Origin of the sequence: Asanoa sp. NPDC049573, from assembly GCF_040676615.1 — a bacterium.
GTDB lineage: Bacteria > Actinomycetota > Actinomycetes > Mycobacteriales > Micromonosporaceae > Asanoa.
In genome coordinates, this window is record NZ_JBFAPI010000024.1 from 61,990 (window position 1) to 77,628 (window position 15,639).

Annotated in this window: 11 protein-coding genes and 1 pseudogene; 7 read left to right on the forward strand and 5 right to left on the reverse strand. The window is 74.1% G+C overall.

The genetic code is table 11. The features are described from left to right. Positions 1 to 220: hypothetical protein (locus tag AB0J74_RS34660; RefSeq protein ID WP_363456023.1), on the reverse strand; the 220-nt coding region annotated here is incomplete at its 3' end. Positions 221 to 289: 69 nt separating this feature from the next. Between AB0J74_RS34660 and AB0J74_RS34665 the strand changes: the two genes are divergently transcribed. Both AB0J74_RS34665 and AB0J74_RS34670 read left to right on the forward strand, forming a co-directional pair. Further along, entirely contained in the window at positions 290 to 3,763 is a 3,474-nt protein-coding gene (locus AB0J74_RS34665; protein WP_363456025.1) for a WG repeat-containing protein, read from the forward strand. Between the two features lie 52 nt (positions 3,764 to 3,815). Continuing rightward, complete coding sequence (locus tag AB0J74_RS34670; protein WP_363456028.1) at positions 3,816 to 4,844, forward strand: aldo/keto reductase family protein; 1,029 nt, start codon at positions 3,816 to 3,818, stop codon at positions 4,842 to 4,844. Between the two features lie 61 nt (positions 4,845 to 4,905). Here AB0J74_RS34670 and AB0J74_RS34675 read toward each other — a convergent pair whose 3' ends face one another. Together AB0J74_RS34675 and AB0J74_RS34680 are read right to left on the reverse strand one after the other, a co-directional pair. Further along, positions 4,906 to 5,697, reverse strand: coding sequence for a site-2 protease family protein (locus AB0J74_RS34675; protein WP_363456031.1), 792 nt, complete (start codon positions 5,695 to 5,697; stop codon positions 4,906 to 4,908). Then, positions 5,694 to 5,900, reverse strand: a complete 207-nt coding sequence (locus AB0J74_RS34680; RefSeq protein WP_116075079.1) for a hypothetical protein — start codon at positions 5,898 to 5,900, stop codon at positions 5,694 to 5,696. The genes AB0J74_RS34675 and AB0J74_RS34680 overlap by 4 nt, the downstream gene beginning before the upstream one ends. A 94-nt stretch (positions 5,901 to 5,994) precedes the next feature. Between AB0J74_RS34680 and AB0J74_RS34685 the strand changes: the two are divergent. After that, a pseudogene (locus AB0J74_RS34685) lies at positions 5,995 to 7,722 on the forward strand (bifunctional adenosylcobinamide kinase/adenosylcobinamide-phosphate guanylyltransferase); the annotation flags it as partial. Between the two features lie 466 nt (positions 7,723 to 8,188). Then, a complete protein-coding gene (locus tag AB0J74_RS34690) occupies positions 8,189 to 8,938 on the forward strand; it encodes an adenosylcobinamide-GDP ribazoletransferase (protein ID WP_363456034.1) in 750 nt (249 codons plus the stop codon). Here the strand turns inward: AB0J74_RS34690 and gcvT are convergent. After that, complete coding sequence (gene gcvT, locus AB0J74_RS34695) at positions 8,927 to 10,036, reverse strand: glycine cleavage system aminomethyltransferase GcvT (protein WP_363456037.1); 1,110 nt, start codon at positions 10,034 to 10,036, stop codon at positions 8,927 to 8,929. The genes AB0J74_RS34690 and gcvT overlap by 12 nt on opposite strands. Positions 10,037 to 10,187: 151 nt before the next feature. Between gcvT and AB0J74_RS34700 the strand changes: the two genes are divergently transcribed. Further along, on the forward strand, positions 10,188 to 11,756 hold the full coding sequence (locus tag AB0J74_RS34700) for a leucyl aminopeptidase (protein ID WP_363456040.1): 1,569 nt from the start codon (positions 10,188 to 10,190) through the stop codon (positions 11,754 to 11,756). Between the two features lie 52 nt (positions 11,757 to 11,808). On the opposite strand, the gene AB0J74_RS34705 is transcribed toward AB0J74_RS34700, so the two are convergent. Beyond that, positions 11,809 to 12,132: a hypothetical protein gene (locus AB0J74_RS34705; protein WP_363456043.1), complete on the reverse strand. Its 324-nt coding sequence runs from the start codon at positions 12,130 to 12,132 to the stop codon at positions 11,809 to 11,811. Positions 12,133 to 12,236: 104 nt separating this feature from the next. Between AB0J74_RS34705 and lpdA the strand changes: the two genes are divergently transcribed. Together lpdA and sucB are read left to right on the forward strand one after the other, a co-directional pair. Beyond that, positions 12,237 to 13,664, forward strand: coding sequence for a dihydrolipoyl dehydrogenase (gene lpdA, locus AB0J74_RS34710; protein WP_363456045.1), 1,428 nt, complete (start codon positions 12,237 to 12,239; stop codon positions 13,662 to 13,664). A 42-nt stretch (positions 13,665 to 13,706) separates the two neighbouring features. Continuing rightward, positions 13,707 to 15,596: a 2-oxoglutarate dehydrogenase, E2 component, dihydrolipoamide succinyltransferase gene (sucB, locus tag AB0J74_RS34715; RefSeq protein ID WP_363456048.1), complete on the forward strand. Its 1,890-nt coding sequence runs from the start codon at positions 13,707 to 13,709 to the stop codon at positions 15,594 to 15,596. Positions 15,597 to 15,639 lie beyond the last annotated feature (43 nt).

The window sequence follows — 15,639 nt, forward strand, 5'->3', positions numbered from 1 at the left end:
CTTCCTCGACGGACGCGGTCGCGGACCGGCCGACGACCGTGGGCGCGAAGCCGCCTTCCTCGACGGACGCGGTCGCGGACCGGCCGACGACCGTGGCCGCGACGCCGCCTTCCTCGACGAGCGCTTGCGCGGACCCGCTGACGACCGGACGCGCGACGCTGCCTTCCTCGACGGACGCGGGCGCGGACCCGCCGAGGGCCGGGGGCGTGGGCCGGCCCACGACGAACCGCTCGGGCCGCCGCCGTGGGAGCAGGGTCCGCGGAGTGGCCGGCGCGGTCCGGCCGGGCCCGTGTCGCCGGGGTATCCGCGGGAGGTCGACCCGCACGCGCCGCCGTTCCCCGACGAGCGGGCGCCGGGCCGGCGGCCGGCCGGGCCGCCGCGTCAGGTCGACCGGCCTGCCGCGCTGCACGACGAGACGCGCCGTGGCCGGCCCTACGACGAGCGGGTCGGTCCCTACGACGACGCGCCACGGCGCCCCGATCGGCCCGGCGGCTGGGAAGACCGCCGCGGCACGCCCGCCGGGCCGCCGCCGCGCGATCCGCGCTACCGGGAGCAGCCGGTCGAGCCGGTGTCGCCGGCCTACCGCGACGAGCCAGTCGCACCGGCTCGCCGCGAGCGGCCCGTCGAACCCGTCTCACCGGGCTACCGCGACCAACCCGCCGCACCCGTCCGGCGCGAGCGGCCCGTCGAACCCGTCTCGCCGGCCTACCGCGACGAGCCGGCCGCACCCGCCCGCCGCGAGCGGCCCGCGGAACCGGCGTCCCCGGCCGTACCCGCGCGCCGCGAGCGGCCCGTCGAGCCCGTGTCGCCGGGCTACCCGGACGGGCCGCCGGTCCGCGAGCGGATTCCCGAGCCGGAGCGCCGGCCCTACCGCGAGGAGCGGCCGGCCGCCTACCGGCAGCCCGGGCCGCCGGCGGCGCCCGAGCGCCGCGACGAGCGTCCGGTGCCGTTCCGGGAGCCGGTGCCGCCGCGTTACGCCGAGGAGCGGCCCGCCGCCTTCCGCGAGCCGGTGCGTCCCGCCGAGGAACGGCCCGCGGCGTATCGCGAGCCGGTGGCGCCGAGATTCACCGACGCGCCCGAGGCGCCGCGGCGCCCGGCCGCTTCCCCGCCCGCGCACGTCGACGACCTGCCGACCGCTCCGCTGTCGCCGCCTCCGCCGCGCCAGCCGGAACGGCTCGTCGAGGCACCGCGCCGGCCCGGGCGCGACGGTGGCACGCCCGACCCGTGGGTCGCGGCGCCGCCGGCGCCGTTCGTGCCGGAGCCGGCCGGGCGGGACGTCCGGCCGCCCGTCGGGGAGGTCCCGCCGGCCGCCGAGACGTCGGCTGAGGCGGCGACCGGCGTCCGGGTGCCGGCGCCGCGCACCGGCGACTCGGCACCGGCCTACCCGCGGCGGCTCGCCGACGACGAGTTGCACGCGGCGACGGTCGGCGACGAGCCGCCGACGCCGAAGCCTGCCGCGGCCCGCGACGACGTCGGCTGGTTCGCCGCCGCGGCCGACGACGCCGCGCCCACACCGGCCGCCGAAACGGTGGAGCCGGCCGCGCCGAGCGAGCCGGTCGAGCCGGCCACGCCGGTCGAGGAACTGGCGGTCGCGGCGGCTGAGGCCGAGGCCGGGCTGGCGCCCGCCGAGGAGCCGGTGGCCGCAGTGGCCGAGGCCGAGCCGGCACCCGTCGAGAAGCCGGCACCCGAAACCGAGCCGGCACCCGTCGAGAAGCCGGCAGCCGAAACCGAGCCGACACCCGTCGAGAAGCCGGCAGCCGAAACCGAGCCGACACCCGTCGAGAAGCCGGCAGCCGAAACCGAGCCGGCACCCGTCGAGAAGCCGGCAGCCGAAACCGAGCCGGCACCGGTCGAGGAGCCGGCGGTCGCGGTGGTCGAGGCCACGGTCGAGCCGGCACCGGTCGAGGAGCCGGCGGTCGCGGTGGTCGAGGCCACGGTCGAGCCAGCACCGGCCGAGGAGCCCGCGGTCGCGGCGGAACCGGCGAAGCCCAGACCGCCGATCGTCGAGGGCCTGCGACTGGACCTGCAGGAGGCCGTCCGCCCGGTATCCACGCCACCGGCCGAACCAGAACCGGAGCCACAGCCGGAGCCTGTCGCGGTGAGCGCCGGCGAGGCGGGAGCACCGGCGGCGGACCCGGAGCCCGAGCCCGAGCCTGTCGCGGAGACGGTGGAACCGCCGGAAACCGCGCCCGACGACAGCGCCGGGACGCCGGCCGACGAGCCCGAGGTCGCCGACGCCGCACCGGGCGGCAGTGCGGCCGAGGAGACCGGTCCCGCACCGTCGCGCGTATCCCCTGCTGAGCCGGAAACCACCGACGAGCCGGACGAGAAGGCTTCCGCGGACACCGTGCTGCCGGTGCCGGAAGGCACCGCTGCCGGTGCCGCGACCGCCCTGCGGGCGCCGACGATGCTGCATCCCGTCGTCAAGCCCGACGCGGAAGAGGAAAAGGCCGAGCCGAAGGACCCCGAACAGGTGCTGGCCGCCTATCAATGGCGGTTCCACCACGAGACGCTGCGCGAGTTGGTGGAGGACCCCGACGAACTGCGGGCGATCCGCGATCAGCTCACCGCGAAGGTCGACGTCGCCACCGACAACGCCGCCCGGGCCCGGCTGCTCAGCCTGCGCGCGGTCGTCTCCCGGATCCTCGGCGACCTCGGCAAGGCGCTCTCCGACGGCAAGCTGGCGCTGGCGCACGCCGAGGCCACCGGCGAGCTGCGCCGGATCGCGATCGCGCAGGCCCGGCTGGCGCACGTGCTGCAGTGGCGGGGCGACTACGCCGAGGCCGACCGGCTCAACGCGCTGGCCAACTCCCCCGAACTGCCCGACCGGCTGCGGGCCACGATGCACGAACACGCCGGCCGGTCCTGCTACGACCAGGGTCGCTACATCGAGGCCTGCAACCACTTCGAGAAGGCCCTCGACCTGCGCAAGGTCGACGACCCGGAGCTGATCGCGCGGACCGAGCAGGCGCTCGACGCGGTGCTGGCCAAGGTGGCCACGAACGGGCTCGGCCCTTACCCGCGTGACGAGGACGAGATCCTCCAGCTGCACAAGCCGCCGAAGCCGTCGTTCAGCGAGAAGGTGCAGCGCTGGGGGTACGTGGACGCGGCGGGTGACTGGGCCATCGCACCGAGCTATGCCGAGGTGCAGCCGTTCCGGGAGGGCGTCGCCTGGGTGCGCCGGCCGGAGACCGAGCCGTGGGAGCTGATCGACGAGTCCGGCGAGGTGCTCATCTTCGCCTCGCTGGGCTATCTGGGTGTCGGCTCCTTCCACGACGGGCTGGCCTGGGTCTCGCACAACGGGCGGAGCAACTGGCTCGCGATCGCGAAGTCCGGCGACGTCGTCATCAACATCGGCTTCGAGGACGTGCGGCCGTTCCGCGGCGGGGTCGCCGCGGTGAAGCGGGGTGCGTGGGGCGCGATCGACAAGAGCGGTCGCACCGTGTTGCCGCCGCAATACACCGGGTTCGCGACCGCGCTGACCGACGGGCGCTACGTCGACGGCTTCACCGACGAGGGACTGGCCGTCGTGGACTCCGGCGGGCGCAAGGGCGTGGTCGACCGCAACGGGCGGGTGCTGGTGCCGCCGCGCTACCCGGCGCTGGTCATCCACCCGGTCGCGTTCCTCGTCGGCGGTGGTCAGGGGCTGTGGGGCGCGCTCGACCGGCGGGGTGAACCGCTGATCGACATCGAGCACGGCAGCCGGGCGGCGGTGACCGAGGAGATCGACCGGTTGCTCGCCGACACCAAGCCGGTGCTGTGACAAGATCGGCCGCGGATGGGTGACGGATTCGTATCTGGTTAATGTGTCTCACATGGAATTCCGTCACCTAGGCCGATCCGGCCTGTTGGTCAGCGAGATCTCGTACGGGAACTGGATCACCCACGGTTCCCAGGTCGAGGAGGACGCCGCCGTCGCGTGCGTCTCTGCCGCGCTCGACGCGGGCATCACGACGTTCGACACGGCCGACGTATACGCCGGCACCCGCGCGGAGGCCGTCCTCGGCCGCGCGCTGAAGGGTCAGCGCCGCGAGGGCCTCGAGATCTTCACCAAGGTGTACTGGCCCACCGTCCCCACGGGCCCGGACACCACCGCCACCCCCGGCCGCAACGACCGCGGCCTGTCCCGCAAGCACATCATGGCGTCCATCGACGGGTCGCTGCGCCGCCTGCAGACCGACTACGTCGACCTCTACCAGGCGCACCGGTACGACTACTCGACGCCGCTGGAAGAGACGATGGAGGCGTTCGCCGACGTCGTCCGCGCCGGCAAGGCGCACTACATCGGTGTCTCCGAGTGGCGGGCGGAGGAGCTGCGCGCGGCACACAAGCTGGCCCGCGAGCTGCACATCCCGCTCGTCTCCAACCAGCCGCAGTACTCGATGCTGTGGCGGGTGATCGAGGCCGAGGTGGTGCCGGCGTCCGAGGAGCTGGGCATCAGCCAGATCGTCTGGTCGCCGATCGCACAGGGCGTGCTGACCGGCAAGTACCTGCCGGGCCAGCCGCCGCCGGCCGGCTCGCGGGCGACCGACGAGAAGTCGGGCGCCGGCTTCATCTCGCGGTTCATGACCGACGAGGTGCTGACCGCGGTGCAGAAGCTCAAGCCGCTGGCCGACGAGGCCGGGCTGACGATGGCCCAGCTCGCGGTCGCGTGGGTGCTCCAGAACCCCAACGTGGCCTCGGCGATCATCGGGGCGACCCGCCCCGAGCAGGTGCACGACAACGTCAAGGCGGCCGGCGTGAAGCTCGAGGAAGGTCTGCTCAAGCAGATCGACGAGGCGATCGGCGGGCTGGTCGAGCGCGACCCGGCCAAGACCGAGTCGCCGCGCGACATCCGCGCCTGATGTTTCCGGCGGCGGCGCGGCCCACCCGGGCCGCGCCGCTGTCGTCAGTGCCGAAGCGGCCCTAACGCTCCCAGAAGCGGATCAGCTCGAAGCCGAAGGCGTAGAGCTGCCGGTCCAGCCCCAGGCCGTCGCCGATCCAGAAGATCGCGTCGAAGAAATAGCGGTTGATCGTCGGCTGCCAGAGCAGGGCGAAGAGCAGGATGAAGCCGTACGGCGCCAGCGTGCTGTAGACCTTCTGGGTGTTGGGCTTGAGCCACGGCTGGATCATGTTGCCGCCGTCGAGCCCGGGCACCGGGAGCAGGTTGAGCACGGTCGCGGTGAGCTGGAGGAACGCCAGCAGCGCGACACCGCACCAGAACTCGAGGTGCGCGAACACATTGGGGTCGAACGCGAACGGGATCAGCAGCACCAGCGTGAACAGCAGGTTGGTGCCGGGGCCGGCGAGGCTGATCAGCGACTTGCGCAGCCGGCCGCGGATCGCGGCGTGGTCGACCCAGACCGCGCCGCCGGGCAGGCCGATGCCGCCGAGCAGCACCACGATCACCGGCAGGATGATCGACAAGAGCACGTTGCTGTATTTGAGCGGGTTGAGCGTCAGGTAGCCCCGATGGGCCACGTCACGGTCACCCGACCGGTAGGCGACCAGGGCGTGCGCGTATTCGTGCAGGCACAGCGACACCAGCCAGCCGGACACGACGAACAGGAAGACCGCGAAGCGCGGGGTGACCTGGTGCCAGGCCATCAGGCCGCTGAGGGCGAACAGTGCCACCAGGGCCAGGAAGATCGCGCTCGGTCGGAACGCCGCCCGCGGCACGCCCATCACGAGCCGGTAGTCGCGGCCCCAGTCGCTCATTCGGTGGCCGGCGCCGGCGCCAACGGCATGCGGTATTCGACCCGGTCGTCTTCGGCGAGGACCACGGTGGCCACACCGGCTCCGGCGAGGTCGCGCCAGGTCTGACCGATCCATGATTCGGCGTCGGCCTGGCTGCCGAACGTCTCGGCAGGGCCGGTGACCGGCTTGCCGTCCGCTCCCTCGTACCGCCAGCTCCACGGCATCGTGTCTGCTCCCCTCGCGATCTGGACCCCACACAGCCTAGTCGGGCCACCACCGCTACCCCGAGCCATAGGTCGCGCCCGTAAGGTACGGGGCATGTCCGTAAGCGGCTGGCGCTCCGTTCTCGTCCTCGGCGGGATCCGGTCTGGTAAGTCCGAGTTTGCAGAATCCCTGGTAGGCGAGGGCGGTCCTGTCCGTTATGTCGCCACCGCCGCGCGCGTCGGGGCCGTCGACGACCCCGACTGGGACGAGCGGATAACGGCACACCGCGAGCGGCGGCCGACCTCCTGGCCGACCGAGGAGGCCGGCGACGACCCCAACCGGCTGCTCGAGATCATCTCGTCGGCCGAAGACGGTGAGACGCTGCTCATCGACGACCTCGGCGGCTGGGTGACCACGCTGATCGACCCCGAGCGGCAACCGGCCGACGATCTCGCGACGATCGCCGACCTGGCCACCGCGGTCCGGGAGAGCAACGCCCGGCTGATCCTGGTCAGCTCCGAGGTCGGGCTCTCGCTGGTGCCGCTGAGCCAGGTCGGCCGGGCCTACACCGACGCGCTGGGTACGACCAACCAGGCGGTCGCCGCCGTCGCCGACGCGGTCGCGCTGGTCGTGGCCGGCCAGACCGCGTGGCTCAAGCAAGGGGTTTCCGCCGCCGCACCGGCCGCGCCGCCCGCACCGGCGCCGGCCGCTCCGGTCGTGCCCGCCACCTCGCCCGAGGTGCTCACCCCGGCGCCGGCCGCCGACGCCGACGCGGCCCCCGCGGGTGTCGTCGACCAGCCCGCCTGGTCGGCACCGACCACGATGCTCCCGGCGATCGCCACGGGCCTGGTCATCCAGCAGGGCATGGCGCTGCCGATGCCCGACGAGTTCACCCCGGCCCAGGCCCGCGACCGGCTGCTCACCCTCGACCTGGGCGGCGCCGGCTTCGGCGGGCTGCAGAAGGTCGTCGAGTTCGCGGCCGCCACCCAGGGCCGCACGACACCGCAGCCGTGGCGCGCGCCGCGCATCGTGCTGATCCGCGGCGACCACAACGGCGGCGCGGCCGCGGGCACGCTGCCGGGCGAATCCCGGCGCCGGGCCGAGCAGGCCCGTGCCGGCCAGGGCCCGATCGCCCGGCTGGCCGCCGACGCCGGCGCGACACTGCAGGTCGTCGACGCGCCGGCCTGCGCCGCGATGGAAGAGCGCGCGGTGCTGACGCTGGAGGAGGTCGAGGCGGCGCTGCGCTACGGCTGGCGGCTGGCCGAGGAGGCCTCCGACGCCGGCGTCGACGTGCTCCTGGTGGGCGCGTGCGGCAGCGGTTCCGAGGCGGCCGCGGCGGCCGTGCTGGCCGCGACCACCGGCGCCGAACCGGCCAACGCCCTCGGCCGGGTGGTCGTGCCCGGCACCGAGTTCGACGACGACGCCTGGATGATCCGCTGCGCCGCCGTCCGCGACGCGATGCACCGGGTCCGGCGCAACGCCCGCAGCGCCAAGCAGGTCCTGGTCGACGTCGGCGGCGGCGATATCGCTGTGGCCACCGGCCTGATCCTGGGTGCCACCGCGCGCCGGCTGCCGGTGCTGATCGACGGCCCGGTCGGCGTCGCCGCCGCCCTGGTCACCCGCGACCTGGCCGGCCAGGCCCGGCACTGGTGCCTGTTGCCCGATCACGGCCAGGACCCGGCGGTCAAGCTCGGCGCCGACGTGCTCGGCCTCACCCCGATCCTCGACCTGCGGCTCGGCCTCGGCGAGGGCGCCACCGCGCTGGCCGCGCTGCCGCTGCTGCGGTCGGCGCTGGCCCTGGCGGCCGCGCTGCCGGTGCACCCGGCCGTGGCGCCCGACGACGAGCCGGCGCAGGACTCGCTGGACGGGCCGGACGAAGGCGCCGCGGCGGCCGACCCGGGCTGGTCCGAACCGGCCTGGTCCGAACCGGCCACCTCGGCCGACACCGCCACCGACACCGCCGGGTCCGGGCCCGGCTCCCCGCCCGAGGCGGCGGGGCCGGAGACCGCAGGCGCTTCGTCGGCCGGGACGGCCTGGTCCGAGGCCGGTTCCGCCCCCGCGACGGCGCGGCCGGAGGCCGCCGGCGCGCCCGCGGCCGAGACGGCGTGGCCGGAACCGGCCGGCGCGGCCGCCGAGGAGACCGCGTGGCCCGAGCCGGCCGCACCGGCCGCGGCTCCCGCGCCGCGCGACGCCGCCGAGAACGGCACGTCGCTGACCTGGCAGCCCGATCCGGAGCCGTCGGCGCTGGACGCCTGGTTCCAGCCGAAGCCGGCCCGCGACGACAGCGACAAGGACGAGCCCGCCCGCGGTGCCTGACGGCCTGCGGCTGGCGCTGACCACCTTCACCGTCCTGCCGGTCCGCGCGGGCCGGGTCGACCGGTCCGCGGCCGGCGCCGCCATGGGCCTGGCCCCGCTGGTCGGTGCCGCCCTGGGCGCGGCCGCCGGCGGCACGGCCGCCCTGCTGCACGCGGCCGGCGCGCCCGACCTGGTCGGCGGTGCCGCCGGGGTCGGGCTGGTCGCCCTTCTCACCCGCGGCCTGCACCTCGACGGCCTCGCCGACACCGTCGACGGGCTGGGCTCCTACCGCTCCGGCCCGGCCGCGCTGGAGATCATGAAGCGTCCCGACATCGGCCCGTTCGGCGTGGTGGCGCTGGTCGTCGTCGTGCTGCTGCAGGCGGGCGCGCTGGGCGGCCTGAGCGGCGCCGGCGCGGTGCTCGCCGGCGCGGTCGCGCTCGGCACCGGCCGGCTCGCGGTCACCTGGGCCTGCCGCCGGGGGGTGCCAGCGGCCCGCCCCGACGGCCTGGGCGCCCTGGTCGCCGGCACCGTCCGGGCACCGGCCCTGGCGGTCGGCACGGTGCTGGTCGCGGCCGCCGCGGTGCCCGCGGTGCCGGGCCGGCCCTGGCAGGGCCCGCTCGCGGTGGCCGCCGGGCTGCTGGCCGGCGGCCTGCTGGTGGGGCACGCGGTGCGCCGCCTCGGCGGGATCACCGGCGACGTGCTCGGCGCCGCGGTCGAGGTCGCCGCCACGGCGACCGTGCTGGTGCTGGTGCTAACGCACTGACGGGGTCACGAACGGGGGCTTGACCACCTTCATCTCGGCCCGCCGGCCGCGGATGTCGACCTCGACGATGTCGCCGTCCTTGACCCCGGCGGCGGTGTCGAGCAGGGCCAGCGCGATGCCGACCTTCTTGGTCGGCGAGAACGTGCCGCTGGTGGTCTCACCGATCACCTGGTCACCGGCGTACACCGTCATGTGCGGGCGCGGGATGGCCCGGCCGACGGCCTCCAGGCCGCGCAGCGTCCGGCGCGGTCCCGCGGCCTTCTCGGCCAGCAGCGGCTCGCGGCCCCAGAACTCGGGCTTGCTCCAGCCGACCGCCCAGCCGACCCGGCCCTGCACCGGGGTGATCTCCGGGCTGAGGTCCTGGCCGTGCAGCGCGTACCCCATTTCCGTGCGCAGCGTGTCGCGGGCGCCCAGGCCGCACGGCAGGATCCCGGCGGAGTCGCCGGCCGCGAGCACCGCGTCCCAGACCACGCCGGCGCCGGCGGCCGGCACGACCAGTTCGTAGCCGTGCTCGCCGGTGTAGCCGGTGCGGCAGACGACCAGGTCGACGCCCTCCAGGGAGGCCGGCTCGAAGCTCATGTAGTCGTGCTCGGTGGGCAGGCCGAGCGCCCCGAGCACCGAGGCCGACGCCGGACCCTGCACCGCGAAGATGGCGTAGTCGGGGTGCTCGTCGGTCACCGTCAACGCCGCCGGCGCCACCTCCCGCAGGCGGCGGACCACCTCGGCCGTGTTGGCCGCGTTGGGGATCAGGAAGACGTGGTCGTCGGCGTAGCGGTAGGCGATGATGTCGTCGACCACGCCGCCGGTGGCCGGCTCGCAGGCGAGCGTGTACTGCGCCTGACCTGCGCCGATCCGGTCAAGGTCGTTGGCCAGGCAGGCGTTGACGAACGCGGCCGCGCCCGCGCCGCGCACCCGGGCCTTGCCGAGGTGTGACACATCGAAGATCCCCACCGCTGTACGCACAGCGGTGTGCTCGCGGATCACGCCGCCGCCGGGGTATTCCAGCGGCATCTCCCAGCCGCTGAACGGCGCGAACTTCGCACCGAGCGCGACGTGACGGTCGTGGATCGGAGAAAGGCGCGGTACGGCGTCGGTCATGGGTGGCAACTTACCGGGACCGGCGACGATGGTTAGCATCGGCGGGACAACCCCGTCTCCTGGTCGGTAGGTTTTCGGCCGGAAGCAAGTCCACCCTTGATCGGCCGGTCGTCAAGAGCGACCGACCCGCAGCCCAGCCCGGAGCCGCCGCGTGACCGCGCCCCAGTCCACCGCCCTCAGCCTCGTCGACACCGACCCCGCCGAACTGACCACCGACGCGATCGTCATCGGCGTGCACAGCGTCGCCGACAACGGCGGAGACGGGCCGCCCGGGCTCGCCGGCACCCTGCTGCTGGCCAGCGGAGCGGAGAGCATCGCGGCCGCCTTCGACGGGAGGCTGACCGAGACGCTGGCCCGGCTGGGCGCGTCCGGTGCCGCCGGCGAGGTGACCAAGGTCGCGACGCTGGGCACGGTGGCCGCGCCGGTGGTGGCGGTGGTCGGCCTCGGTCCGGAGCCGACCGGTGCCGCCCCCGCGCCGGAGACGCTGCGCCGGGGTGCCGCCGCCGCGGTCCGCGCCCTCGCCGGCAACGGGTCGGTGGCCGTCGCGCTGCCGCTGCCCGACGACGAGGACGCGCCGGCCGCGCTGCGCGCGGTCGCCGAGGGTGCGCTGCTCGGCGCCTACCGGTTCCCGGGCTACAAGACCAAGCCGGCCGTCCGGCTGCCGGTCGGCGAGATCGCCGTGCACGTGCCGGACGCCGCCGACAAGACCGCGCTCGGCGAGGTCGACCGGGCGCTGGTGGTGGCCCGCGTGGTCGGCCTGTGCCGCGACTGGGTCAACACCGCGCCCAACGACCTGCGCCCGCCGCAGTTCGCCGACGCGGTCACCGCGGCCGCCGGCGAGGCCGGGCTGCGGATCGAGGTGCTCGACGAGGAGCAGCTCCGCGAGGGCGGCTACGGCGGCATCCTCGCGGTTGGCCTCGGCTCCTCGGCACCGCCGCGGCTGGTCAAGCTCACCTACACGCCGGCCGGTGACGGGCCGCACAAGCGGGTCGCCCTGATCGGCAAGGGCATCACGTTCGACACCGGCGGCGTCTCCATCAAACCCGCGCAGGGCATGTGGGAGATGAAGAGCGACATGGCCGGCGCGGCCGCGGTGGCCGCGACGCTGCTCGCCGTCGCCGCGCTCAAGCCCGACGTCGAGGTCAGCGGCTATCTGCCGATGGCGGAGAACATGCCGTCGGCCAGCGCCTACCGCCCCGGCGACGTCGTCACGATGTTCAACGGCAAGAAGGTCGAGGTGCTCAACACCGACGCCGAGGGCCGGATGATCCTGGGTGACGCGATCGCCCGGGCCTGCGCCGACGGCTGCGACTACCTCTTCGAGACCTCGACGCTCACCGGCGGTCAGGTGATCGCGCTCGGCAAGCGGGTCGCCGGCGTGATGGGCGCGACGGAGATGTGCGAGCGGGTCCGCGACGCCGGCGACGCGGTCGGCGAGGCGGCGTGGCCGATGCCGCTGCCCGACGACGTGCGCACCGGCATGGATTCCGACGTGGCCGACATCTCGCAGGTCAACGCCGGGATGGACCGGGCCGGTCACATGCTCCAGGGCGGCGTCTTCCTGCGCGAGTTCGTGGCCGAGGGCGTGCCGTGGGCGCACATCGACATCGCCGGGCCGAGCTACCACTCGGGCGAGCCGACCGGGCACTGGAGCAAGGGCGGCACCGGCGTGCCGATCCGTACCCTGCTGGAACTGGTCGACCGGATCGCGGCCGAATAGGCCCTATCAAGCGAAGAGCCCCATCGCGTACGCGGTGGGGCTCTTTCGTGAGTCAGTTGGCGGCGCGTTTGCGTCGCTCGTTGTAGTCGCGCATCCGCTGCGGGTAGCCGACGAGGCGCACGTCGTAGATCGGGATCGCCATCTTGTGCGCGAACCGGCGGGCGCCGTCGGGGCCGTCGATCCGCCGCCGGGTCCATTCGCCGTCGTGTGCGATCAGCATCACTGTGGTCTCCGTGACCGTCGTCTTCGGCTCGATGAACGCTTCGACGCCGCGACGAGAGCGGACAAAGCCCTCAAGATGGTCGAGATCGGCCTGCGCTGCCGGTCTTTCACCCTGCCGACCGGTGGTTGTTCTCCGGCGCCGGAACCAGGACACCGACCCTCCCCTACGAAACGGACATCGAAGACTGCCGCAAGCGTACGTCCCAGCGCAACATCGCCGGGTACCTCGTTACGCGGCCAGGCTCCACAAGTGACAAGATGGCCGAGGTAGCCCGCGCGACCTGGGAGATGACTGTGAGCCAGCCGAACGACGCAACTTTCGACGTCGTGATCCTCGGAGGTGGCAGCGGCGGCTACGCGGCCGCGCTGCGCGCCGCCCAACTCGACCTGTCCGTGGCGCTGATCGAAAAAGACAAGCTGGGTGGCACCTGCCTGCACCGCGGCTGCATCCCGACCAAGGCGCTGCTGCACGCCGGTGAGATCGCCGACCAGACCCGCGAGGCCGAGTCGTTCGGGGTCAAGGCCGAGTTGCTCGGCGTCGACATGGCCGGGGTCAACACCTACAAGGACGGCGTCGTCGGCCGCCTTTACAAGGGCCTACAGGGCCTGGTCAAGAGCGCCAAGCAGATCACGTACGTCGAGGGCCACGGCACGCTCGTCGCACCCGACGCCGTCGAGGTCGACGGCACCCGCTACACCGGCCGCAACATCATCCTGGCCAGCGGCTCCTACTCGCGCAGCCTGCCCGGCCTCGAGATCGACGGCGAGCGGGTGATCGCCAGCGAGCACGCGTTGCGCCTCGACCGGGTGCCCACCTCCGCGATCGTGCTCGGCGGCGGCGTCATCGGCGTCGAGTTCGCGAGCGCGTGGAAGTCGTTCGGTGCCGACGTGACCATCGTCGAGGCGCTGCCCCGGCTGGTCGCCGCCGAAGACGAAGACCTGTCCAAGGCGCTGGAGCGGGCCTACCGCAAGCGCGGCATCAACTTCAAGGTCGGCAAGCCGTTCGAGAAGGTGGAGCGCACCGACACCGGCGTCCGCGCCACCCTGGCCGGCGGCGAGACCGTCGAGGCCGAGATCATGCTCGTCGCCGTCGGCCGCGGCCCGACCACCGCCAACCTCGGCTACGAGGAGCAGGGCGTCAAGCTCGACCGCGGCTTCGTGGTCACCGACGAGCGGCTGCGCACCTCGGTGCCCAACGTCTTCGCCGTCGGCGACATCGTGCCCGGCCTGCAGCTCGCCCACCGCGGCTTCCAGCAGGGCATCTTCGTGGCCGAGGAGATCGCGGGCCGGGCACCGGCCGTCATCGACGAGGCGGGCATCCCGCGGGTCACCTACTCCGACCCCGAGCTCGCCTCGGTCGGCCTCACCGAGGCCAAGGCCAAGGAGCGCTACGGCGCCGAGAAGGTCACCGCCTACAACTACAACCTCGGCGGCAACGGCCGCAGCCAGATCCTCAAGACCGCGGGCTTCATCAAGGTCGTCCGGGTCGAAGACGGGCCGGTCGTCGGGATTCACATGGTCGGCGCACGGGTCGGCGAGTTGATCGCCGAGGCCCAGCTGATCTACAACTGGGAGGCTTACCCGGCCGAGGTCGCCCAGCTCATCCATCCGCACCCGACGCAGTCGGAGGCGCTCGGCGAGGCCCACCTCGCCCTCGCCGGCAAGCCGCTGCACGCGCACGCCTAGCCGACCCGTCCCCGGTCGCACGACAAAGGAGTCCTGAGAGAGATGCCGGTATCGGTCACCATGCCTCGCCTCGGCGAGAGCGTCACCGAGGGCACGATCACCCGCTGGTTGAAGCAGGAGGGTGACACCGTCGAGGTCGATGAGCCGTTGCTGGAGGTCTCCACCGACAAGGTCGACACGGAGATCCCGTCGCCGGCCGCCGGTGTGCTCAGCCGCATCGTCGTCCACGAAGACGAGACGGCCGAGGTCGGCAGCGAGCTCGCGGTGATCGACGGCGAGGGCTCCGGTGGCGGCGCGCCCGCCGCGGAGTCAGCGCCCGCCGAGGCCGCCGTCTCGTCGGCCGAGGCTGAGACCGAGGCCGACGCCGAGGCCGAGGCCCGGGCCGACGCCGGCGAGCGGGAGGCCGCCGCGGAGCCGGAGCCGGCCCCCGTGGCGCAGGCCGCCGACTCCGGTGCCGGAGGCGGCGAGTCCACTGTGGTCGCGATGCCGGCGCTCGGTGAGAGCGTCACCGAGGGCACCGTCACCCGGTGGCTCAAGGAGGTCGGCGACAGCGTCGAGGTCGACGAGCCGCTGCTCGAGGTCTCCACCGACAAGGTCGACACCGAGATCCCGTCGCCGGTCGCCGGCACGCTACTCGAGATCAAGGTCCCGCAGGACGAGACCGCCGACGTCGGCGCCGCGCTCGCGGTGATCGGCGCGGCTGGTGGCGCCGCCGGTGGCTCGCCGGCGCCGGCGCCCGCCCCGACCGAGGCCGCCGCGCCGGCCAAGGCGGAGCCCGCCGAGAGCAAGCCGGCCGAGACCAAGCCGACCGAAGCCAAGCCGAGCGAGGCCAAGCCCGCCGAGACCAAGCAGGAGGCGCCGGCCGCCGAGCCCGCGCCGGCCAAGGCTCCCGCGCCGCGGCAGGCGCCGGCCCGTGAGCCGGCCCCGGCGGCCGCCGCCGCACCGGCCCGCCCAGCAGCACCGTCGGCCGCGCCCAGCGGCGACGAGGGCAACGGCTACGTCACCCCGCTGGTCCGCAAGCTGGCCAGCGACCAGGGTGTCGACCTGTCGACGCTGAGCGGCACCGGCGTCGGTGGCCGGATCCGCAAGCAGGACGTGCTGGACGCCGCGGCCAGGGCCAAGGAGGAGGCGGCCCGCGCCGCCGCCGCACCGGCCACACCGGCCGCGCCGGCCGCGGCACCGAAGGCCGCGCCCGCGCCGAGCCCGCTGCGCGGCCGGGTCGAGAAGCTGAGCCGCATCCGCCGCACGATCGCCACCCGCATGGTCGAGTCGCTGCAGGTGTCGGCGCAGCTGACCACGGTGGTCGAGGTCGACGTGACCCGCATCGCGCAACTGCGCCAGCGGGCCAAGAACGACTTCCTCCAGCAGCACGGCGTCAAGCTGTCGTTCCTGCCGTTCTTCGCGCTGGCGTCGGTGGAGGCCCTGCGCACCCACCCGTCGGTCAACTCGAAGATCGACATGGCGGCCGGCGAGGTCACCTACTACGACGCCGAGCACCTGGCCATCGCGGTCGACACCGAGAAGGGCCTGGTCGTCCCGGTCATCAAGGACGCCGGCGACCTCAACCTGGCGGGCCTGGCCCGGCGGATCGCCGACGTGGCCGAGCGCACCCGGAGCAACAAGATCAGCCCTGACGAGCTGTCCGGCGGCACGTTCACGCTGACCAACACCGGCAGCCGCGGCGCGCTGATCGACACGCCGATCATCAACCAGCCCCAGGTGGCGATCCTGGGCACCGGCGCGGTGGTCAAGCGTGCGGTCGTCATCAACGACCCCGACCTGGGCGAGGTCATCGTGCCCCGCTCGATGGTCTACCTGTCGCTGTCCTACGACCACCGGATCGTCGACGGCGCCGACGCCGCCCGCTTCCTGACCGCGATCAAGGAGCGTCTGGAGGCCGGCAACTTCGAGGCCGACCTCGGTCTCGCCTGAGATCTGGTTTTCCGGCGAAGGGCCCGGCGCTTTGGCGCCGGGC

Bases quoted from the DNA above. Each gene is read 5' to 3' on its own strand.
- sucB (WP_363456048.1), top strand. From the start codon at position 13,707: ATGCCGGTATCGGTCACCATGCCTCGCCTCGGCGAGAGCGTCACCGAG.
- lpdA (WP_363456045.1), top strand. From the start codon at position 12,237: ATGGCCGAGGTAGCCCGCGCGACCTGGGAGATGACTGTGAGCCAGCCG.
- gcvT (WP_363456037.1), bottom strand. From the start codon at position 10,036: ATGACCGACGCCGTACCGCGCCTTTCTCCGATCCACGACCGTCACGTC.
- AB0J74_RS34670 (WP_363456028.1), top strand. From the start codon at position 3,816: ATGGAATTCCGTCACCTAGGCCGATCCGGCCTGTTGGTCAGCGAGATC.
- AB0J74_RS34675 (WP_363456031.1), bottom strand. From the start codon at position 5,697: ATGAGCGACTGGGGCCGCGACTACCGGCTCGTGATGGGCGTGCCGCGG.
- AB0J74_RS34680 (WP_116075079.1), bottom strand. From the start codon at position 5,900: ATGCCGTGGAGCTGGCGGTACGAGGGAGCGGACGGCAAGCCGGTCACC.